Below are 18,898 nucleotides of genomic sequence, written 5' to 3' on the forward strand. Positions count from 1 at the left end.
CGCAACGCCCCAAATCCCCTGTAGGAGCTGGCTTGCCAGCGATGAGGCCTGGCAGACAGCAATAAACGTCAGGCCTTGATACTGACCAGACTCAACAACTGCCCATCCTTGACCCCGAACTGCGCATCCAGCTCGGTGCCGTTACGCCATTCACCGGACAGGTCGGTCAGCAACCGCAACCGCACCTCACCCGACTCGTTCCACTCCAGCACCTCGGCATGCTCAAAGTAGAAACGTTGCCGGACGATGGGGTAGAGCGCCTTGAACAGGCTCTCCTTCACTGAAAACGTCAGGGTGACCAGCAACGCCAGCTGATCGCGATGCCCGGCCATGCGCTGCAGTTCTGCGGGGGTGAGGATTTCCCCGGCCAGGCGTTCGGCACGTTCGGCATTGAGCAGGTTTTCCATGTCCATCCCCAATCCGCGCCAATGGGTTTTCTTCGCCACGATCGCCGCAGCCCGACCGGTGCTGTGGGTGATCGAACCGGTGATGTGCGCAGGCCAGACAGGCGCGCGGTCATCACCGATGGCCGGGCTGAAGTTCAGGCCTTCCAGTTGTTGCAATGCTGCGCGGGCGCAGATCCGCCCGGCGAGAAATTCTGCCTGGCGTTTGGCGACCGAGCGCTGAATGCTCGCTGGCGCCTCGATGGCGCTGCGCTGGAAGTCATCGCTGAGCAGTCTCGACGTATCGAAGTGGGTACTCAACAGCACCGCATCGGGCAGCACCAGCGGCAGCGGCCAATGGGCATCGAGGGGGGTGCAGCAAGCGGGCAGGGCGGGGACAGGATTCATGTCGGGCATTTTGCCGGGTTGCCTTGAGGCTGGGTAGTCCTGGCACCAGATAGCGCTATTGGCGATCGCGGGCGATTCGACTCGCCCGCGATGGCCACGCCGCGGTCTATCGGTTCAGCCAAAGATTTTCTTGAAGAATGCCTGCATATCCGCCCACGACCGTTCATCCGCCGCCTTGTTGTAGCCGATATCCGGCCCACCGTGATCGCCATGGCTCAAGCGATCGGCATCAGGATTGCTGAAACCGTGCTTGGCGCCGTCGAGGCTGACGAACCGGTAGTCGGCGCCGGCCTTGTCCATCTCGGCCTTGAAGGCGGTGACGTTTTCCGGGGTGACCAGGCTGTCCTGGGCGCCGTGCTCGACGAGGATTTTCGCCTTGACGCTGCCTGGTGTCGCCGGGGTATTGGTGGCCAGAGCGCCATGGAAGCTCACGACTCCGGCCAAAGGGACACCCTGCCGGGCCGCATTGAGCACCACACCGCCACCGAAGCAATAGCCGATGGCGGCAAGCCTGTTCGGATCGGTTTGCGCCTGCTGCTTGAGCAAGTCGAGTCCCGCCTGGAACCGCGCGCTGGCAATCGCTTTGTCCTTGAGCACGGCCTGCATGAAGGCCATCGCATCCTTGGGATGCTCGGTGTTCTTGCCATCACCATACATGTCGATGGCCAGGGCGCTGTAACCCAGGCCGGCAAGGTCGCGGGCGCGGCGCTTGGCGTAGTCGTTCAACCCCCAGAACTCATGTACTACCAGGACGCCGGGGCGTGGGCCCTTTATCGCGTCATCGTAGGCGTAATAGCCAATCATCCGGGTGCCGTCGGTACTTTGGTAGGGGATTTCCTGTGTCTTGAGGGCGGCCTGGGCCAACCCGCCGGCGGCGAGCAAGAAGAGGGCGAAGAGCATGCGCATGGTCGGATCTCCTGCAGGAAAATCATCGAAACAGTTGGATGGATATGGTTCAGCTCAGGTTAAGCGCGTGTTCAGGGTGAGTTCAGGGCGGCCTGAGTAGTCTTGCTCCGTAGGCAAGAAAACACGAACTCACGAGGAGTTTCACTTATGACTGGAATCAAAAAACTGCTGCTGGCACTCACCGTTTTCGGCGCGAGCACTGCTGCGTTCGCTTCCAACGACAATTTCGCCAGCCTTACTTATGGGCAGACCAGCGACAAGATCAAAAAGTCCCACGCCCTGAACGATAATCTCGACCGCCCGAACGCCGACGGCGTGATTGGCAAGGACAATACCTGGGGCTTGCGTTTTGGCCAGCAAAACAGCCAGGGCCGCTACTACGCCACGTACGATAACGTGTCGGGCTCGCACAATGGCATTAAACTCCGTCAGGAGAACCTGTTGGGCAGCTACGATTTGTTCCATCCATTGGGTGCTGACACCAGGCTGTTCGGCGGCGCCACCGCCGGGTTGACCAAATTGACCCAGGAATCACCAGGCTTCAGTCGCGACAGCAACATCGGTTACGCCATTGGCGCACAGGCAGGCATCCTGCAACAGGTTTCGCAAAACACTTCGGTTGAACTGGGGTACCGTTACCTGCGCAGCAACGCCAGTACCGAAATGAGCGAACGCGGTGGCAGCAAGCAGGGTTCGCTGCGCTTGAACAGCAGTGCACAGACCTACCTTTCAGCCAACTATGCTTTCTGAGAAGCGTGTGCGACAGGCAGCACCGAATCAATCCAGGAGATTGGTCCGGCGCTGCCTGTCAGTCATGGAGGTGCGTCGATCGTGCCTGAGCAGTATTTGATTTACCGGGGAGAGCGACATGAAACTGCTGGTTGTCGAGGATGAAGCGCTATTGCGTCATCACCTGCAAACCCGCCTGACGGATAGCGGCCATGTGGTCGAGTCCGTGGCCAACGCCGTCGATGCGCTGTATCAGACCGAGCAGTTCAACCACGACCTGGCGGTAATCGATCTCGGGTTGCCGGGTATGGGCGGGCTGGATCTGATCCGTCAGTTGCGCTCGCAGGGCAAGACCTTTCCAATCCTGATCCTTACAGCCCGCGGTAACTGGCAGGACAAGGTGGAAGGTCTTGCTGCCGGTGCCGACGACTATGTGGTCAAGCCCTTCCAGTTTGAAGAGCTGGAGGCTCGGCTGAATGCCTTGTTGCGTCGCTCCAGCGGATTTACCCAGTCAACGATCGTTGCCGGGCCGCTGCTGCTGGACCTCAATCGCAAGCAGGCGTCCCTTGATGAGCAACCACTGGCATTGACCGCGTATGAGTACCGGATACTCGAGTATTTGATGCGCCATCATCAGCAGGTGGTACCCAAGGACCGTTTGATGGAGCAGCTTTACCCGGACGATGACGAGCGCGATCCGAACGTGATTGAAGTGTTGGTCGGCCGTTTGCGTCGAAAACTCGAAGGTCCGTCCGGTTTCAAGCCAATCGATACGGTGCGTGGCCTGGGTTATCTGTTCACTGAGCGTTGTACTTGATCGGTTCTCTTCGCGTTCGCCTGATGCTCGCTGCCACGATCCTGGCGGTATTGTTCATGCTGGCGTTGCTGCCAGCGATGCAGGGAGCGTTCAGCCTGGCGCTGCAAGATGCCATCGAGCAGCGACTGGCGTCGGACGTCACCACGTTGATCTCTGCCGCACGGGTCGAGAACAACGGCTTGCTGATGCCGGAACAGTTGCCCGATGAGCGTTTTAACCTGGCCGATGGCAATTTGCTCGGATACATCTATAACCGCGAAGGCCAGTTGGTGTGGCGCTCGAAAGACACCCTTGAAGAGAACATCAATTACACGCCGCGTTACGACGGGCGCGGCAACGAATTCGCCAGGATTCGCCAGGACAATGGCCAGGAATTCTTCGTCTATGACGTCGAGGTCAAACTGCTCGGTGGCAAAAGCGCGGCGTTCAGCTTCGTCGCGTTGCAACCGGCGCGTGAATACGATGCCACGCTCGGCGGCCTGCGGGACAACCTTTACCTGGGTTTCGGCGCTGCCCTGCTTGTGCTTTTGGCATTGCTATGGGGTGGCTTATCCTGGGGATTGCAGGCATTGCGCCGGCTGAGCCAGGAACTGGACGAAATCGAAAGCGGGACCCGTGAAAGCCTGAGCGAGCAACACCCACGTGAACTGCTGCGCCTGACCGGCTCTCTCAACCGATTGCTGTACAGCGAGCGTGAACAGCGTAGCCGTTATCGCGATTCCCTCGACGATCTGGCTCACAGCCTGAAAACCCCTTTGGCGGTATTGCAGGGTGTCAGCGAGGGCATGGCACAACGCCCTGAGGATCGGGATCAGGCCTGGGTGTTGCAGGCCCAGATCGAGCGCATGAGCCAACAGATCGGTTACCAACTGCAACGCGCCAGCCTGCGCAAGAGCGGCCTGGTGCGCCATCAGGTACGTCTGCAGCCCGTGTTGCAGAGCCTTTGCGATACGTTGGACAAGGTCTATCGCGACAAACAGGTGCAGGTGACCTTCGATTTGCCTCGGCAGTGTCTGGTACCTATCGAGCAGGGCGCCTTGCTGGAAATGCTCGGCAATCTGCTGGAGAACGCATATCGCCTGTGTCTGAGCGAAGTACGCATCAGCGTGCGCACCCTCAATGGTATCGAGATATGCGTAGAAGACGATGGCCCAGGTGTCCCGCTCGATCAGCGCACGCGGATCCTGCAGCGCGGTGAACGCCTGGACCGCCAGCATCCAGGGCAGGGTATTGGCCTGGCGGTGGTCAAGGACATCATCGATAGCTATAGCGCAAAACTTACCCTGGGCGACTCGCCCTTGGGTGGCGCGGCCTTCCGTATTCATTTTCCGCAGGTGTGATCAGGGATGGTCGCCCCGTCATCTCAGTGTTCCCGAGCCCGATAAGCCCCCGGCGTTAGCCCGGTCCACTTCTTGAATGCCCGGTGAAACGCCGATGGCTCGGAAAACCCCAATTGCTCGGCGATCTGTTGCAAGGGCAAGTCGTTGCGGCCCAGGTGATAAATGGCAATGTCGCGGCGCAGTTGGTCCTTGAGTTCCTGAAAACTGGTGTTTTCTTCCCGCAGATGCCGACGCAGCGTCTGCGGGCTGATATGCAGGTGCGCAGCCACGGCCTCCAGGTCCGGCCAGGGTGAGCGGTCGCGACTGAGCAAGCGTCGCAACTGGCTGCTTAGGCTGTGGCCATCGTCCGGGCGCGATAACAGGTCGGCAGGCGAGCGCTCCAGGAATTGCTTGAGCGTGCGTTCGTCTTGCAGCAGTGGCATGTTCAGGTAGCGGCCGTGAAACAGCAGGCTGCTCTGTTGTGACGAGAACTCGAGCGGGCACGAGAACAGCAGCTCGTATTCGGCACCATGGTCCGGTCGCGGGTAGCTGAACGTGGCGTGCTCCAGTCGAATACGCTGGCCGATCAACCAGCTCGCGAAGCGATGCCAGATCATCAATAGACTTTCACTGAGGAAATGGTCCGGGTCCCAGAACTGCGAATCGTCCAGGCTCAGTCGAATCATTTCGTCTTCGTGCGTCAGCGTCAGGCGCGGGGCGTCCGGGAATAGGCTATAAAACAATAATCCGCGATGCAGTGCCTTATCCAGATTGCGGCAATGGATCACGGCGTGACACATCATCGCGAAACTGCCGGGCCTGCTGATGCCTCGGCCGAAACCCAGGTACTCGTCGTCCAGTGCGAGCCACAACGCCTGCACCAGCCGGGTGAATTGTTCTGGAGGGATGCGCGCCCGAGGCTCTTGGAGCAACTCGGGGCTGATCCCCAATTGCGCCAGGAGTCTCGAATGATCGTAGCCAAGCCGTTGCGCGCCACCGAGGGCGGCACGGGCGAAATGACTGGCAATGGTGCGTTCGCGCATAGAGGCAAGTCCGTCCATAGAGCGACGGATGGTAGCCGCGCTTGATGTGCATGAACAAGGCGGATATCCGCCAGATTACAGGACGTGATTCGAAGGGTGGGCGGAAATCCGCCACTGCGCAAACGCCGCGCGGTGACCCGGAATAACCTGCAGCCCTTGATGTCAAAAGGCTTACAGGCTTTTCCTGCAAGGTGGCACGGGCCTTGCGATAGATCCAGTAGATGCCTGCCGTCGCGCAGCTCGAAAAACAAATCCCTCCAGTGCAGGAGGGTTCGCAATTGAGGTGGGGTGGGCAACAGTTGGATGTTGTCACCGCGCACTCTTGAGGAACTTTGCAATGACGACTCGTCAGCCACTGTACAAATCCCTGTATTTCCAGGTGATCGTTGCAATTGTCATCGGTATCTTGCTCGGTCACTTCTATCCACAGCTCGGTGTGGCCGTAAAACCACTGGGTGACGGGTTCATCAAGCTGATCAAGATGATCATCGCGCCGATCATCTTCTGCACCGTCGTCAGCGGTATCGCTGGCATGCAGGACATGAAGTCGGTCGGCAAGACCGGTGGTTACGCGCTGTTGTACTTCGAAATCGTTTCGACCATTGCGCTGCTGGTGGGCCTGGTCGTGGTCAACATCGTCCAGCCGGGTGACGGCATGCACATCGACGTGACCACCCTGGATGCCTCCAAGGTTGCCCAGTATGTCGCTGCTGGCGCGGATCAAAGCGTGATCGGCTTCCTACTCAACGTGATCCCGTCCACCATCGTCGGCGCGTTCGCCACGGGCGACATCCTGCAAGTGCTGATGTTCTCGGTGATCTTCGGTTTCGCCCTGCATCGCCTGGGTGCCTACGGCAGGCCGCTGCTGGACTTCATCGATCGCTTCGCCCACGTGATGTTCAACATCATCAACATGATCATGAAGCTCGCGCCGATCGGTGCCTTTGGTGCCATGGCCTTCACCATCGGTGCCTACGGTGTCGGCTCGCTGGTGCAATTGGGTCAGTTGATGGCCTGCTTCTACATCACTTGCCTGCTGTTCATCCTGATCGTGCTGGGTTCGATTGCCCGCCTGCACGGTTTCAGCGTGCTGAAAATGATCCGCTACATCCGTGAAGAACTGTTGATCGTGCTGGGTACTTCCTCTTCGGAGTCGGTGTTGCCACGCATGCTGATCAAGATGGAGCGTCTGGGGGCGCAGAAATCCGTGGTTGGCCTGGTAATCCCGACCGGCTACTCCTTCAACCTCGACGGTACTGCGATCTACCTGACCATGGCGGCCGTGTTCATTGCCCAGGCCACTGACACCCACATGGACATCACGCACCAGATCACCTTGCTGGTGGTGTTGCTCCTGTCGTCCAAGGGCGCTGCGGGCGTGACCGGTTCGGGCTTCATCGTACTGGCCGCCACCCTGTCCGCCGTCGGCCACCTGCCGGTTGCCGGCCTTGCGCTGATCCTGGGTATCGACCGCTTCATGTCCGAAGCCCGTGCACTGACCAACCTGGTCGGTAACGCCGTTGCCACCATCGTCGTGGCCAAGTGGGTCAAGGAACTGGACACCGACGTGCTGCAGTCCGAGCTGGCCTCGGGCGGTCGCGGCATTGCCGACGAGCCTAAAGACGATGTTCTGGGCCACGTCGAAGAGGTAACCCCGACCAACGCCAGGTAAGTCTTGTTGAATGAAAAACCCGCTTCTGCGGGTTTTTTCATACCCGGGATTTGAGCGCAACGGTCATTGCATGTGGCGCATAAGGTGATTGCTGCAAAACGCTTCGCTGCCTAGGCTGGGTCATCCTCCAGGGAGAACTCTCATGCTCGGTCCACTGACATCACTCAAGGTTCTGGATTTCTCGACACTGCTGCCGGGACCGTTCGCTTCGCTATTGCTGGCGGACATGGGCGCCGAGGTGCTACGTATCGAATCGCCGACTCGCATGGACCTGCTGCGCGTGCTGCCGCCCCACGATCAGGGTGTATCGGCCAGCCATGCCTACCTCAATCGCAATAAACGCAGCCTGGCCCTGGATCTCAAGCAGCCCAAAGCATTGGAAGTGATCACGCAGTTGCTGCAGGACTACGACATCGTGCTGGAGCAATTTCGCCCCGGTGTCATGGAACGATTAGGGCTGGGTTATGAAGCCTTGAAAGCGATCAATCCCCGGCTGATCTATGTCTCGATCACAGGTTACGGCCAGACCGGCCCCTACAAGGACCGCGCCGGCCATGACATCAACTACCTGGCCCTGGCAGGGCTTTCGAGCTACAGCGGTCGCGCCGACAGTGGACCGCTGCCCTTGGGCATGCAGGTGGCAGATATCGCCGGTGGCTCGCTGCACGGGGTCATCGGCCTGCTGGCCGCCGTGATCGCACGCCAGCAAACCGGGCAGGGCCAGCATCTGGACGTGAGCATGACCGATTGCGCGTTCAGCCTGAATGCCATGGCGGGGGCCGGATACCTGGCCTGTGGGGTCGAGCCGGGTCGGGAAGACCAGATGCTCAACGGCGGCAGCTTCTATGACTATTACCGTTCCCGGGATGGGCGCTGGTTGTCGGTGGGCAGCCTGGAGCCGGGGTTCATGAAGCAACTGTGCACGGCGCTGGGGCTGGAAGGGTGGGCGAGCCTGGGGTTATCTGCGCAGCCTGCACAGCAACGCCAGCTCAAGGAAGCGTTGAAGACTGAGTTCGAAAAGCATGACTTTGCCGAGCTGTGTGCACTGTTCGCCGAGCTTGATGCGTGTGTCGAGCCGGTCTTGAGTCTGGGTGAAGCGGTGCGGCACCCGCAGTTGCAGGCGCGGGAACTGGTGACTGAAGTGCCGAGGGGGGATGGTTCTAGCCAGGCGCAGATGGCATGTCCCTTGAAGTTTTCCAGCGGGTTGCCGGAGCCCAGGCATATTGGCGCGGCGCTGGGGCAGCACACCGATCAGGTGTTGGGGGAGTTGGGGTACAGCGCTGAGCGGGTTGCCGAATTGCGTCGTGCCAAAGTCATTCTCTAGTGCCTGTCAGGCCCCACAGATGATCCCCTGTGGGAGCCAGCCTGCTGGCGAAGAGGTCGATCCAGACAACACAGTCTCACGACTCGACGCGCATTTCCCCACTGAACACCAAGGTGTGGCGACACCGTCGACACAAATACCGCCGCCCCTGCCGAACCAGGCCATGGCGCTGTGCCGAGAACGGGAAATCACTGTCGGCGCAGGGGCACTTGTAGATGTAGCGGGTCACGCTACGGCGTTTGACGTCGTAGGTGTGGCAGCGGTTGGGCGGCAATTCGTACACGCCGCGCATGATCAGTTGCCACTCTTCGCCATGGGGCTGGATGCGGTCGCCGAACAATTGATGGGCGATCAGGTGCGCGACCTCGTGGGCGACGGTCTGCTTGAGAAAGTCTTCGGTGTTTTCACGGTACAACTGCGGATTGAAGCGCAGCAGGTTCTCGTGCAGGTGCGCGACACCGGCTTTTTGCCCACGCAGCTTGAAACTCACCACGGGGCGTTTGAAAGGTCGTTTGAAAAAGGATTCGGCTTGTTGGAAACAGTCTTCGACGCGGATATTGAGTTGCTCGGGCATGCTTGATGGATCTCCAGAGCAGTCGAGTATGCCGCAAGCCCGGGGCCTTGCGAATCTGCGAAGCGCCGAATGGTCTTCGGCGCACTTGTGGCGCGGGCATTAAAAGGCCGCCTTGCGGCGGCCCGTGTCGGCAGATCTGATTTTTTTGTGGTGAGTGTTAATTGGTATAGACCGGCCCCACGCCGAGTCCCCAGACAATCACGGTGAACGCCATGATGGCGACCAGCACCACCAGGCCTACGGCGAGCACCGAACTTGAAAACAGAAAGCCCTCGTCAGATGGAATGTTCATGAAGGTTGGCAGCCCCACATACAGCAGGTAGACCGTGTAGCAGATGGCCGCAGTGCCAACGACCATCCCCAGCCACAAGTGGGGGTACAAGGCCGCCAGGCCACCGACGAACAGCGGCGTAGCGGTATAGGTTGCAAACGCGATGCAGCGTGCGAGGCTCGGATTGGCATCATAGGTGCGGGCCATCCAGTGGATGAACGCCCCCATCACCGCCACTCCGCCGAGCATCGCCAGGTACGACATGACTGTCATCCATAGTGCGCTTTCCACGGTCAGCATCACAGGCGGGCGATTGCCGATGACCCAGCCCACCTGCGTAGTCCCGATAAATGCCGATACCGCAGGTATCGCCGCCAGGATCAGCGTGTGGGTCAGGTACATGTGGCTGATACTTTCTTCCTGGTCGCCACGAATCTCTTTCCATTCTTGGTCAGGGTGGGTGAAAAGCCCCACTACGTGATGGATCATGCCAGTCACTCCTCTTGTTTTTACCGTCGCCCCCCAGTGGAGCGCCCTACGGGCCAATTGGCCAAGTAAGTAATAGGTCTGTATGTGATTGCGACCTTATGTCGCAGTATAGGAAGGTCTTAACCCTACAGGGGGTAGGGCTTAGAGCAAATTGCGCTGTAAAGCACCGGGGTAATCGCTGTTGCATCTGTAGGAGTTGCCGCAGGCTACGATCTTTTGATCTTTAGCCATTTCAGCGACATCGAAGATTAAAATCAACAGATCGCAGCCTGCGGCAGCTCCTACACAGAGCGGGGTTTTTGCGTAAAATGCCCGCCTTTCGTCACACCTCACGGATTTCGCGTCATGGGCACTCTTACGGTCAACCAGAACAAACTGCAAAAGCGCCTTCGCCGACAGGCCGGTGAGGCGGTCGCCGATTTCAACATGATTGAAGACGGCGACAAGGTCATGGTCTGCCTGTCGGGCGGCAAGGACAGCTACACCATGCTTGATGTGCTGATGCACTTGCAGAAGGTCGCGCCGATCAAGTTCGAGATCGTGGCCGTGAACATGGACCAGAAACAGCCGGGTTTCCCCGAGCATGTGCTGCCGGCCTACCTCAAGGAACTGGGCATTGAGTACCACATCGTCGAGAAAGACACTTACTCGGTGGTCAAGGAGCTGATTCCGGAAGGCAAGACCACCTGCTCCCTGTGCTCGCGCCTGCGTCGCGGTACGCTCTACACCTTTGCCGACGAAATCGGCGCGACCAAGATGGCCCTCGGTCACCATCGCGACGACATTGTCGAGACGTTCTTCCTGAACATGTTCTTCAACGGTTCGCTCAAGGCCATGCCGCCGAAATTGCGCGCCGATGACGGGCGCAACGTGGTGATCCGCCCGTTGGCCTACTGCAACGAGAAGGACATCCAGGCCTACTCGGACCTCAAGCAGTTCCCGATCATCCCGTGCAACCTCTGTGGCTCCCAGGAAAACCTGCAACGCCAGGTGGTCAAGGAAATGCTGCAGGATTGGGAGCGCAAGACCCCCGGCCGCACCGAAAGCATTTTCCGCAGCCTGCAGAACGTGATCCCGTCGCAACTGGCGGACCGCAACCTGTTCGACTTCACCAGCCTCAAGATCGACGAAAGCGCCGCTTCGCGCTTCGTCAATGTGGTCAATCTCTGACCACAAGTTGGCAGTTCTTTTTTCAATCCTCAGGAGAGGGCATGCACGATTACAAGTGGCTGAACGAATACTGCTTGAACCGCTTCGGTTCGGCCGCTGAACTGGAAGCCCATCTGCCCCTGCCCAAGACCCCGACGCAATTGCGCAAGATCAGCGATGACCGCTACCTCTCGACCATGGCATTGCGCGTCTTCCGCGCCGGGCTCAAGCACAGCCTGGTGGACGCCAAGTGGCCGGCCTTCGAAGAGGTGTTCTTCAGGTTCGATCCGGAAAAAGTCGTGCTGATGAGCGCCGAACACCTGGAGCGGCTGATGCAGGACACGCGGATCATCCGCCACCTGGGCAAGCTCAAGAGCGTGCCGCGCAATGCGCAGTTCATTCTGGACGTGGCCCAGGAGAAGGGCAGCTTCGGCGCGCTGATTGCCGATTGGCCGGTGACCGACATCGTTGGGCTGTGGACCTTGCTGAAAAAGCGCGGTCATCAATTGGGCGGTCTGTCGGCGCCGCGCTTCCTGCGCATGGTCGGCAAGGACACTTTTGTGCCGAGCTACGACGTGGTGGCGGCGTTGAATGCGCAGCAGATCGTCGACAAAGTGCCCACCAGCTTGCGCGACCTGGCGTTGGTGCAGGACGTGTTCAACCAGTGGCATGAGGAAAGTGGCGGGCGGCCGATGAGCCAGATTTCGATGATGCTGGCTTATACAGTGAATCATTAAGCCCCTGTTGTTCCAATCGCCAGCAGGCTGGCTCCCACATGCACTGCTGGCGATTGCATTCTGTCAGGCGACGGACATCTCGCCCTCGCCAGCCAACTTGCGGTTCAACTGATACCGCCACCGCACATACAACAGTGCCGAACAGAACACCGCCAGACTCGCGCCCATCTCCAGCACGCCGAAGATCTGCCGGTTCGGATCATAGGCGGCCAACGCGCCCTTGATGAAATACAGGTTCACCACAAAGCACATCCATGAATGCCCCCGGGCATTGCCGACAATCATCCCAGGCGCGAGCAACAGCAACGGCACCAGCTCGATCAGCAGAATCACCCATGGCCGCGCACCGTGCAGGTCGGCGACCATCAAGTAGTAAACGCAGAGCAATCCCACCAGGCCAAAGAAACACATCAGACTGATAACGCGCATGGCCCGAACCCGTGGTTCAAGCCATTCGATCGCGGGCAGGACCTTCGGCTTCTTGGCCATCCTCAACCCTCCAGCTTCAGTGCAGTCTTGCCCAGACGCATGCCCAGGGCCCGGCACAGCGCCACTTCATGGGCATCCAGGCCGCTTTTGCCATCGGCACCGGCGTGATGGCTGGCGCCGTACGGCGTGCCGCCACCCTGGGTTTCCAGCAATGCCGACTCGCTGTAGGGCAGGCCGGTGATGAGCATGCCGTGGTGCAACAACGGCAGCATCATCGACAGCAAGGTGGTTTCCTGTCCGCCATGCAGGCTTGCGGTGGAGGTGAACACACCGGCGGGTTTGCCCACCAGGGCGCCGGTCAGCCACAGGTTGCTGGTGCCGTCGAGAAAGTACTTGAGTGGCGCCGCCATGTTGCCGAAGCGGGTCGGACTGCCCAGCGCCAGGCCTGCGCAGTTCTTCAGGTCATCGAGACTGGCGTAGAGCGAGCCTTCGTCCGGGATCTCCGGCGCCACGGCTTCGCACTCGGTGGAAATCGCCGGTACCGTGCGCAATCGGGCTTCGAGGCCGGCCTGTTCGACGCCGCGGGCAATTTGCCGGGCCATTTCATTGGTCGAACCGCTGCGGCTGTAATACAGCACCAGAATGTACGGCGCACTCACGGCAACAGCTCCAGGACCTGCTCTGGCGGACGGCCGATGATGGCCTTGTCGCCGACTTCGAGGATCGGTCGCTCCATCAGTTTCGGGTGGGCGGCAATGGCGGCGATCAACTGCGCCTCACTCAGGCTGCTGTCAGCCAGGTTCAGGGCCTTGTATTCGTCTTCGCCGGTGCGCAGCAGTTGCCGTGCGCTGATCCCGAGTTTGCCCAGCAGGCTGTGGATTTGCGCGCCGTCCAGTGGCGTTTCCAGGTAGCGCACCACTGTCGGGGTCAGGCCGCGGGCTTCAAGCAGTTCGAGCGCACCGCGGGATTTCGAGCAGCGCGGGTTGTGATAAAGCGTCAGATCGGTCATGAGCGGGTCGCATCTTGCGTAAGGTGGCGGCTATTCTAACTGGGCAGCGCCTAATCCTGAACCTTGGCACGCGATGGGTCGCAGGCGCTTTCAATTTTTGACAAGGAACACGACATGACAAGGCGACTGGCAGCGGCATTGGCGATTATCGGGGCGTTGATGCTGGGGGGCTGCGGTAACGACTACGGGATCGACCAGAACGGACAGAAGGTCGCCGCCGAGCGTCTGGACGGCAAATGGCTGGTGATCAATTACTGGGCCGAATGGTGTGGCCCGTGCCGGACCGAGATTCCCGAGTTGAACACCTTGGCCGAGCAGCTCAAGGACAAGAAGATCGGCGTGTTCGGGGTCAACTTCGACAACGTGCAGGGCGAAGAGCTGAAAAGTGCCAGCGAGAAACTCGGGATCAAGTTCACCGTGCTGGCGCAGGACCCTTCCGAGTTATTCGATCTGCCGCGCAGTGAGGCGTTGCCGGTGACCTACATCATCGATAACAAGGGCAAGGTGCGGGAGCAGTTGATGGGCGAGCAGACGGCGGCGGGGGTAGTGGCCAAGCTCGAAGCATTACAGGCGAAAAATTAGGCGGGTGGCAACGACAAACCGTGTAGGAGCTGGCTTGCCAGCGAAGAGGCCCGACAGTCCAGCGAAATGGTCAAAGACGCTTTCGCCGGCAAGCCGGCTCCTACAGGTTCAGAGGGGATCAACCCTCTTCCAGCCACCAGCGCAGCGGCTTGCCTTCAGCTGGCCAGAAACGCATCTGGTCGATTGACGAGACGTCCCAGCGCTGCACGCCTTCCAGTGCCTGCAGGAAGCGTTTTTCCTGCTCCATCAGTGCCGGCGCACAGAGTTTGCGGGTGCTGCCGATCTTGCCGAAGCTCAGCTTGTCGCCTTCCAGGGTGTACGGCGCGAACCAGTGGTTGCAGCCGCCGTTACCGTAGGCGCGACCGTCTTCACCCAGAGTGATGGTCAGGTGGCTGTAATCCATCAACGGACGCTCGCCGATCCACTCCAGGATGTAGCTGCGGTTCTGTTCAAGTTGCACCGGTTCGGCGGCGCAGCCCAGCAGGCTGGTACCGACCATCGCGGTCAGAGCGAGGCGTTTCATCACGCAGGCTCCTGGCATTTGGGGCACAGGTGCTTCTCGCCAACGGTGGTCCAGCCCAACTCGGCAATCCGCGCGGTGGCGGCAGGCTTTTCAGCCTTGTTGCCGAGCTTGGCGTCCACGGCGAACTCGAAACTCAGTTCTTTGGCGCAGCTGTCGCAGTTCACCTGCCAGGTATGGATCGCCAGTTCGCCGAACACCGGGCCACTGGCCACCGCGACCCATTGGCCCGGCGGGTTGATCAGATGGCGAACCGTTTCGACGGTCAGGCGCATGGACAAGTCCTTGGCGCCCTTGAGGGTCACGACCAGCACGTCGTTGTTACGAATCGAGCCGCCGTTACCGGTGACCTGATAACGCCCCGGCACCAGGGCGCGGCATTCGGTGAGGGTGTGTTGCGGGTTCATCAGGGTGTAGCGGAAATCGTGTTCGACCATGGGTCCTCCAAATATGCGCAATATGCTAGCACGGGCTTACGCGCAGCATGTTGCGGGCATATGACCTTCGATCAGGTTCAATCAGCCTCGACCTGATTCTCAGGCGCCCCGGCCGCCCAGGCCAAAATATTCTGCAAGGTGGTCGCGGCAATCGCGCCCAGGGCTTCTCGGGTCAGGAAGGCCTGGTGGGCCGTGACGATCACGTTGGGAAAGGTCAGCAACCGCGCCAGTACATCGTCCTGCAACGGCAGGTCGGAGCGGTCCTCGAAAAACAGTTGGGCCTCCTCTTCATACACATCCAGTCCCAAATAACCCAGTTGGCCGCTCTTCAAGGCATCGATCAGCGCCGGGGTGTCCACCAGGCCGCCGCGGCCGGTATTGATCAACATGGCGCCGGGTTGCATGTGCGCCAGGGATTGGCGGTTGATCAAATGCTTGCTCTGGGCATTGAGCGGACAGTGCAGGCTGATGATCTGTGACTCGGCCAGCAACTGCGGCAAGTCCAGGTAGCGGGTACCCAGGGCTTCGACCTGGGGATTGGGGAAGGGGTCGTAGGCCAGCAGTTGGCAGCCGAACCCGTGCATGATTTTCGCGAAGGTCGCGCCGATTTGCCCGGTGCCAACCACGCCGACGGTCTTGCCCACCAAGTCGAACCCCGTCAGCCCGTGCAGGCTGAAATCGCCTTCGCGGGTGCGGTTATAGGCGCGGTGCAAGCGGCGGTTGAGTGCCAGGATCAGTGCGACGGCATGCTCGGCCACGGCGTGGGGCGAATAGGCCGGGACGCGCACGATCGCCAGCCCCAAGCGCTTCGCAGCCGCGAGGTCGACATGGTTGTAACCAGCCGAGCGCAGGGCGATCAGGCGTGTACCGCCTGCGGCCAGGCTTTCGAGCACCGGGGCGCCGAGATCATCATTGATGAAGGCGCAGACCACTTCGTGATGCTCCGCCAGTGCCACGGTATCGAGGCTCAGGCGTGCCGGCTGAAAGTGCAGCTCGATACCGGGCGGCAGGTCGGCGGCGAGAAAACTGTCGCGGTCGTAGGTCTGGCTGCTGAAAAGAATCGTGCGCATGTGTTCTCCCTGGCGTTTCGTACCCTTTGTAGGAGCTGCCGCAGGCTGCGATCTCTTGATTTTGCTTTTAAGATCAAAAGATCGCAGCCTGCGGCAGCTCCTACATTATCAGCCCTTCCATCCCCCGCTGCCTTGCGCTGCATCAGGCGTTGATGCGCGCCTGGGTGGCCAGGCGATTGATCGCCCGGTCGAGATCTTCAAGTGCGCCGAAGGCCTTCGGGTCTTTCTGCTTGAGCAGGGTTTCACTGCGTTGGCAGGCGGCGCGCAGTTGCGGTACGCCGCAATAACGGGTCGCGCCGTGCAGGCGATGAACGCGCTCGATCAGGGCGTTGTGGTCGTTGCTTTGCTGGGCCTGGCGGATGGCTTCGCGGTCGGCTTCCAGCGACGCCAGCAGCATGGCCAGCATGTCGGCGGCCAGGTCGGCCTTGCCGGCGGCCAGGCGCAAGCCTTCTTCGTGATCGAGCACCTGCAACTCGTAGGTGCTGCCGTGGCTGTCGCCTGCGCGCTCCGGCGACTGATTGCGCAGTGCCAGCCCGCTCCATTTGAGTACCACTTGCGCCAGTTGTCGTTCGCTGATCGGCTTGGTCAGGTAATCGTCCATGCCGCTTTGCAGCAGGGCGCGTTTTTCGTTGGCCATGGCATGTGCGGTGAGGGCCACGATCGGTAGCGGCGTACAATGCCGCTCGCTTTCCCATTGGCGGATCGCTTCGGTACTTTGGCGCCCATCCATGCCGGGCATTTGCACGTCCATCAGCACCAGGTCGAACGTCTCGTTCTGCACTGCCTTTATAGCCGCGTATCCGCTTTCCACGGCGAGCACCTTGGCGCCCATGTCTTCGAGCAGGGTTTGCACCAGCAGCAAATTGGCCGGGTTGTCGTCGACGCACAGCACCTTCGGCGCGCGGCTGGACACCGGCTCTGTGGATTCGCTGCGCAACTGCCGCGGGTTGACCAGGTCGGACAGCGCGCGCCGCAGCTTGCGGGTGCAGGCCGGTTTGGCCTGGAGTTGGCTGTGGGGGTTCGGCACCGACAGGTGGAACAGTGTCTGTTCCGTGGTGGGGCACAGCACCAACACTTTGCAGCCCAGGTGCTCGAGGTCCCAGATGTGCTGGTTGAGGCGTTCCGGTGGCATGTCGTTGCTGGTGATCCCCAGCACTGCGAGTTCGATCGCCTGATCGGTCTGATGCGCGCCGGTGACGCCGTTGGTCAGGCTTTCCAGGGTATTGAACGGGGTGACGTCCAGGCCGCAGTCTTCCAGTTGATGCTGCAAGGCCTGGCGCGCCAGCTCATGGTTTTCCAGCACGGCAATCCGCCGGCCGAGCAGCGGCGCGCTTGGCAGGTCTTCGGCATCGTCGCGGGTCTTGGGCAGGTTCAGGCTGATCCAGAACTCCGATCCCTCGCCCGGCGTGCTGTCGACGCCGATCTCACCACCCATCTGTTCGATCAGGCGCTTGGAGATCACCAACCCCAGGCCGGTACCACCGGGTTGCCGCGACAGCGAGTTATCGGCCTGGCTGAAGGCCTGGAACAGCGCGCGCACATCCTGGTTCGACAGGCCGATGCCGGTGTCCTGGATGCTGATGCGCAATTGCACGCTGTCTTCGTGCTCTTCCTCGAGCATGGCCCGGGCGACGATGGTGCCCTCGCGGGTGAACTTGATCGCGTTGCTGACCAGGTTGGTCAGGATCTGCTTGAGCCGCAACGGATCGCCCACCAGCGACAGGGGCGTGTCGCGATACACCAGGCTGATCAGCTCCAGCTGTTTGGCGTGGGCAGCCGGGGCGAGGATGGTCAACGTGTCCTGCAGCAGGTCACGCAGATTGAACGGAATATGGTCGAGCACCAGCTTGCCGGCTTCGATCTTCGAAAAATCGAGGATCTCGTTGATGATCCCCAGCAGGCTGTCGGCGGACTTTTCGATGGTGCCCAGGTAATCGAGCTGGCGCGGGGTCAGTTCACTTTTTTGCAGCAGATGGGTGAAGCCGAGGATGCCGTTGAGCGGCGTGCGAATTTCATGGCTCATGTTGGCCAGGAACTCGGACTTGATCCGGCTCGCCTCCAGCGCTTCCATGCGCGCCAGGTCGAGCTCGATGTTCTGGATCTCGATGGTCTCGAGGTTCTGGCGCACGTCCTCGGTGGCCTGGTCGATACTGTGTTGCAGTTCCTCCTGGGCATTCTGCAGGGTGCCGGCCATGCGATTGATGCCGGAGGCCAATTCGTCCAGCTCCTGGCTGCCCAGGGGCGGCAGACGGGTTTCCAGGTGACCGTCCTTGAGTTGGGCTACGGCCTGTTTGATCTGGGTCAGCGGTCGATTGATCGTGCGGCCCATGCGCAACGCCAGCAGCGCCGCCCCCCCGAGGCCGGCCGCGATCATCAACAGGCTGGCGAACAGGCTGCGGTAGCCGCGCAGCAGCATGCCGTTGTGGGACAGCTCGAGTTCGACCCAGCCCAGCAGGCGGTCGGCTTCATCGGGAATCACGTCGCCTGCCAGGTTGCGGTGTTTGCCGAACACCGGCAGCAGGTAACGCGTGGCTTCGCTGCCACTGCGGCGCAGCATTTGCGAACCTTCGCCCATTGGCGCCTGGGTCAGCATGATCGGCCCGGCGTGGGCCAGTGGCGTGCGGTCCGGGGCAAGGAAGGTCACGGCGCGCACGTCCGGTTGTTCCAGGGACTGGGTGGCGATACGTTCCAGCAGTTCGCTGTTGTGGTGCCCCATGGCGGGCGCCACCAGCGGTGCCAGTTGCTCGGCAATCATTTCGCCGCGCTGCAGGAGTTGGGTCTGCAGGTCCGATTGCTGCATCCAGGTGAAATAGCCGCCCAGGACCAGTGCCATGAGGCTGGTCGGCAGCAGCGTCAGTAACAGCACGCGGCCTTTAATTCCCAGTTTCGTCAGCACGCCTCTCTCCTGCAACCGGCTATTTATAGGGCAGCGCATGCGTCCGGCACGCGCCACTTGCGCAGTGTAGCGATTTGCACGCGGGCGATCCTCGGTAATTGACGTCGTCACTCGTCGGTTACGCGTGCGCTTTT

At 60.6% G+C, this 18,898-nt stretch carries 20 protein-coding genes; 8 read left to right on the top strand and 12 right to left on the bottom strand.

Annotated elements, in window-relative coordinates:
- Positions 1 to 68: 68 nt before the first annotated feature.
- Together ACYP2Q_RS14350 and ACYP2Q_RS14355 are read right to left on the bottom strand one after the other, a co-directional pair.
- A complete protein-coding gene (locus ACYP2Q_RS14350; RefSeq protein WP_459731058.1) occupies positions 69 to 791 on the bottom strand; it encodes a 4'-phosphopantetheinyl transferase family protein in 723 nt (240 codons plus the stop codon).
- Between the two features lie 114 nt (positions 792 to 905).
- Positions 906 to 1,697 (bottom strand): dienelactone hydrolase family protein, encoded by a 792-nt coding sequence (locus ACYP2Q_RS14355; RefSeq protein WP_459731059.1) that lies wholly within the window; start codon positions 1,695 to 1,697, stop codon positions 906 to 908.
- Positions 1,698 to 1,844: 147 nt separating this feature from the next.
- On the opposite strand from ACYP2Q_RS14355, the gene ACYP2Q_RS14360 reads away from it, so the two are divergent.
- The 3 genes from ACYP2Q_RS14360 to ACYP2Q_RS14370 all read left to right on the top strand — a co-directional run bounded on the left by ACYP2Q_RS14360 (position 1,845) and on the right by ACYP2Q_RS14370 (position 4,583).
- Complete coding sequence (locus ACYP2Q_RS14360; RefSeq protein ID WP_459731060.1) at positions 1,845 to 2,447, top strand: hypothetical protein; 603 nt, start codon at positions 1,845 to 1,847, stop codon at positions 2,445 to 2,447.
- A gap of 118 nt (positions 2,448 to 2,565) precedes the next feature.
- Positions 2,566 to 3,243: a response regulator gene (locus ACYP2Q_RS14365; protein WP_459731061.1), complete on the top strand. Its 678-nt coding sequence runs from the start codon at positions 2,566 to 2,568 to the stop codon at positions 3,241 to 3,243.
- The gene (locus ACYP2Q_RS14370; RefSeq protein WP_459731062.1) at positions 3,240 to 4,583 is read left to right on the top strand and encodes an ATP-binding protein; all 1,344 of its coding nucleotides are present in this window, start codon (positions 3,240 to 3,242) and stop codon (positions 4,581 to 4,583) included. Before ACYP2Q_RS14365 ends, ACYP2Q_RS14370 begins: the two co-directional genes overlap by 4 nt.
- 23 nt (positions 4,584 to 4,606) lie before the next feature.
- Here ACYP2Q_RS14370 and ACYP2Q_RS14375 read toward each other — a convergent pair whose 3' ends face one another.
- On the bottom strand, positions 4,607 to 5,605 hold the full coding sequence (locus ACYP2Q_RS14375; RefSeq protein WP_459731063.1) for an AraC family transcriptional regulator: 999 nt from the start codon (positions 5,603 to 5,605) through the stop codon (positions 4,607 to 4,609).
- 337 nt (positions 5,606 to 5,942) lie between these two features.
- On the opposite strand from ACYP2Q_RS14375, the gene ACYP2Q_RS14380 reads away from it, so the two are divergent.
- Positions 5,943 to 7,277, top strand: coding sequence for a dicarboxylate/amino acid:cation symporter (locus tag ACYP2Q_RS14380; protein WP_459731064.1), 1,335 nt, complete (start codon positions 5,943 to 5,945; stop codon positions 7,275 to 7,277).
- Positions 7,278 to 7,419: 142 nt separating this feature from the next.
- Positions 7,420 to 8,601: a CaiB/BaiF CoA transferase family protein gene (locus ACYP2Q_RS14385; protein WP_459731065.1), complete on the top strand. Its 1,182-nt coding sequence runs from the start codon at positions 7,420 to 7,422 to the stop codon at positions 8,599 to 8,601.
- Between the two features lie 76 nt (positions 8,602 to 8,677).
- Here the strand turns inward: ACYP2Q_RS14385 and ACYP2Q_RS14390 are convergent, their stop codons facing one another.
- The gene (locus ACYP2Q_RS14390) at positions 8,678 to 9,175 is read right to left on the bottom strand and encodes a SprT family zinc-dependent metalloprotease (protein WP_459731066.1); all 498 of its coding nucleotides are present in this window, start codon (positions 9,173 to 9,175) and stop codon (positions 8,678 to 8,680) included.
- Positions 9,176 to 9,332: 157 nt separating this feature from the next.
- Positions 9,333 to 9,935 (bottom strand): Yip1 family protein, encoded by a 603-nt coding sequence (locus tag ACYP2Q_RS14395; protein WP_046817737.1) that lies wholly within the window; start codon positions 9,933 to 9,935, stop codon positions 9,333 to 9,335.
- 345 nt (positions 9,936 to 10,280) lie between these two features.
- Here ACYP2Q_RS14395 and ttcA point away from each other — a divergent pair, with 345 nt between their 5' ends.
- Together ttcA and ACYP2Q_RS14405 are read left to right on the top strand one after the other, a co-directional pair.
- Complete coding sequence (gene ttcA, locus ACYP2Q_RS14400) at positions 10,281 to 11,105, top strand: tRNA 2-thiocytidine(32) synthetase TtcA (RefSeq protein ID WP_090324525.1); 825 nt, start codon at positions 10,281 to 10,283, stop codon at positions 11,103 to 11,105.
- 41 nt (positions 11,106 to 11,146) lie between these two features.
- The gene (locus ACYP2Q_RS14405; RefSeq protein WP_459731067.1) at positions 11,147 to 11,821 is read left to right on the top strand and encodes a DNA-3-methyladenine glycosylase I; all 675 of its coding nucleotides are present in this window, start codon (positions 11,147 to 11,149) and stop codon (positions 11,819 to 11,821) included.
- 63 nt (positions 11,822 to 11,884) lie between these two features.
- Here ACYP2Q_RS14405 and ACYP2Q_RS14410 read toward each other — a convergent pair whose 3' ends face one another.
- The 3 genes from ACYP2Q_RS14410 to arsC are packed head-to-tail and all read right to left on the bottom strand — an operon-like array spanning position 11,885 to position 13,259.
- Positions 11,885 to 12,310: a DUF2069 domain-containing protein gene (locus ACYP2Q_RS14410; protein ID WP_459731068.1), complete on the bottom strand. Its 426-nt coding sequence runs from the start codon at positions 12,308 to 12,310 to the stop codon at positions 11,885 to 11,887.
- A gap of 2 nt (positions 12,311 to 12,312) precedes the next feature.
- A complete protein-coding gene (gene wrbA / locus ACYP2Q_RS14415) occupies positions 12,313 to 12,909 on the bottom strand; it encodes an NAD(P)H:quinone oxidoreductase (RefSeq protein WP_459731069.1) in 597 nt (198 codons plus the stop codon).
- Entirely contained in the window at positions 12,906 to 13,259 is a 354-nt protein-coding gene (gene arsC / locus ACYP2Q_RS14420) for an arsenate reductase (glutaredoxin) (RefSeq protein ID WP_459731071.1), read from the bottom strand. Before arsC ends, wrbA begins: the two co-directional genes overlap by 4 nt.
- 114 nt (positions 13,260 to 13,373) lie before the next feature.
- Between arsC and ACYP2Q_RS14425 the strand changes: the two genes are divergently transcribed.
- Positions 13,374 to 13,841 (top strand): TlpA disulfide reductase family protein, encoded by a 468-nt coding sequence (locus ACYP2Q_RS14425; RefSeq protein ID WP_459731072.1) that lies wholly within the window; start codon positions 13,374 to 13,376, stop codon positions 13,839 to 13,841.
- Between the two features lie 118 nt (positions 13,842 to 13,959).
- Here ACYP2Q_RS14425 and ACYP2Q_RS14430 read toward each other — a convergent pair whose 3' ends face one another.
- The 4 genes from ACYP2Q_RS14430 to ACYP2Q_RS14445 form a co-directional block, all read right to left on the bottom strand.
- Complete coding sequence (locus ACYP2Q_RS14430; protein WP_459731073.1) at positions 13,960 to 14,364, bottom strand: META domain-containing protein; 405 nt, start codon at positions 14,362 to 14,364, stop codon at positions 13,960 to 13,962.
- Positions 14,364 to 14,798, bottom strand: coding sequence for a hypothetical protein (locus ACYP2Q_RS14435; protein WP_020799714.1), 435 nt, complete (start codon positions 14,796 to 14,798; stop codon positions 14,364 to 14,366). Before ACYP2Q_RS14435 ends, ACYP2Q_RS14430 begins: the two co-directional genes overlap by 1 nt.
- Before the next feature lie 77 nt (positions 14,799 to 14,875).
- Positions 14,876 to 15,868: a 2-hydroxyacid dehydrogenase gene (locus tag ACYP2Q_RS14440; protein WP_459731075.1), complete on the bottom strand. Its 993-nt coding sequence runs from the start codon at positions 15,866 to 15,868 to the stop codon at positions 14,876 to 14,878.
- A gap of 142 nt (positions 15,869 to 16,010) precedes the next feature.
- Positions 16,011 to 18,764 (bottom strand): response regulator, encoded by a 2,754-nt coding sequence (locus ACYP2Q_RS14445; protein ID WP_459731076.1) that lies wholly within the window; start codon positions 18,762 to 18,764, stop codon positions 16,011 to 16,013.
- Positions 18,765 to 18,898 lie beyond the last annotated feature (134 nt).

This window comes from Pseudomonas sp. MHK4 (genome assembly GCF_054600775.1).

Coding starts and splice junctions, on each gene's coding strand:
- ACYP2Q_RS14350 (WP_459731058.1), bottom strand. CDS start 791: ATGAATCCTGTCCCCGCCCTGCCCGCTTGCTGCACCCCCCTCGATGCC.
- ACYP2Q_RS14355 (WP_459731059.1), bottom strand. CDS start 1,697: ATGCGCATGCTCTTCGCCCTCTTCTTGCTCGCCGCCGGCGGGTTGGCC.
- ACYP2Q_RS14360 (WP_459731060.1), top strand. CDS start 1,845: ATGACTGGAATCAAAAAACTGCTGCTGGCACTCACCGTTTTCGGCGCG.
- ACYP2Q_RS14365 (WP_459731061.1), top strand. CDS start 2,566: ATGAAACTGCTGGTTGTCGAGGATGAAGCGCTATTGCGTCATCACCTG.
- ACYP2Q_RS14375 (WP_459731063.1), bottom strand. CDS start 5,605: ATGCGCGAACGCACCATTGCCAGTCATTTCGCCCGTGCCGCCCTCGGT.
- ACYP2Q_RS14380 (WP_459731064.1), top strand. CDS start 5,943: ATGACGACTCGTCAGCCACTGTACAAATCCCTGTATTTCCAGGTGATC.
- ACYP2Q_RS14385 (WP_459731065.1), top strand. CDS start 7,420: ATGCTCGGTCCACTGACATCACTCAAGGTTCTGGATTTCTCGACACTG.
- ACYP2Q_RS14390 (WP_459731066.1), bottom strand. CDS start 9,175: ATGCCCGAGCAACTCAATATCCGCGTCGAAGACTGTTTCCAACAAGCC.
- ACYP2Q_RS14395 (WP_046817737.1), bottom strand. CDS start 9,935: ATGATCCATCACGTAGTGGGGCTTTTCACCCACCCTGACCAAGAATGG.
- ttcA (WP_090324525.1), top strand. CDS start 10,281: ATGGGCACTCTTACGGTCAACCAGAACAAACTGCAAAAGCGCCTTCGC.
- ACYP2Q_RS14405 (WP_459731067.1), top strand. CDS start 11,147: ATGCACGATTACAAGTGGCTGAACGAATACTGCTTGAACCGCTTCGGT.
- ACYP2Q_RS14410 (WP_459731068.1), bottom strand. CDS start 12,310: ATGGCCAAGAAGCCGAAGGTCCTGCCCGCGATCGAATGGCTTGAACCA.
- arsC (WP_459731071.1), bottom strand. CDS start 13,259: ATGACCGATCTGACGCTTTATCACAACCCGCGCTGCTCGAAATCCCGC.
- ACYP2Q_RS14425 (WP_459731072.1), top strand. CDS start 13,374: ATGACAAGGCGACTGGCAGCGGCATTGGCGATTATCGGGGCGTTGATG.
- ACYP2Q_RS14430 (WP_459731073.1), bottom strand. CDS start 14,364: ATGAAACGCCTCGCTCTGACCGCGATGGTCGGTACCAGCCTGCTGGGC.
- ACYP2Q_RS14435 (WP_020799714.1), bottom strand. CDS start 14,798: ATGGTCGAACACGATTTCCGCTACACCCTGATGAACCCGCAACACACC.
- ACYP2Q_RS14440 (WP_459731075.1), bottom strand. CDS start 15,868: ATGCGCACGATTCTTTTCAGCAGCCAGACCTACGACCGCGACAGTTTT.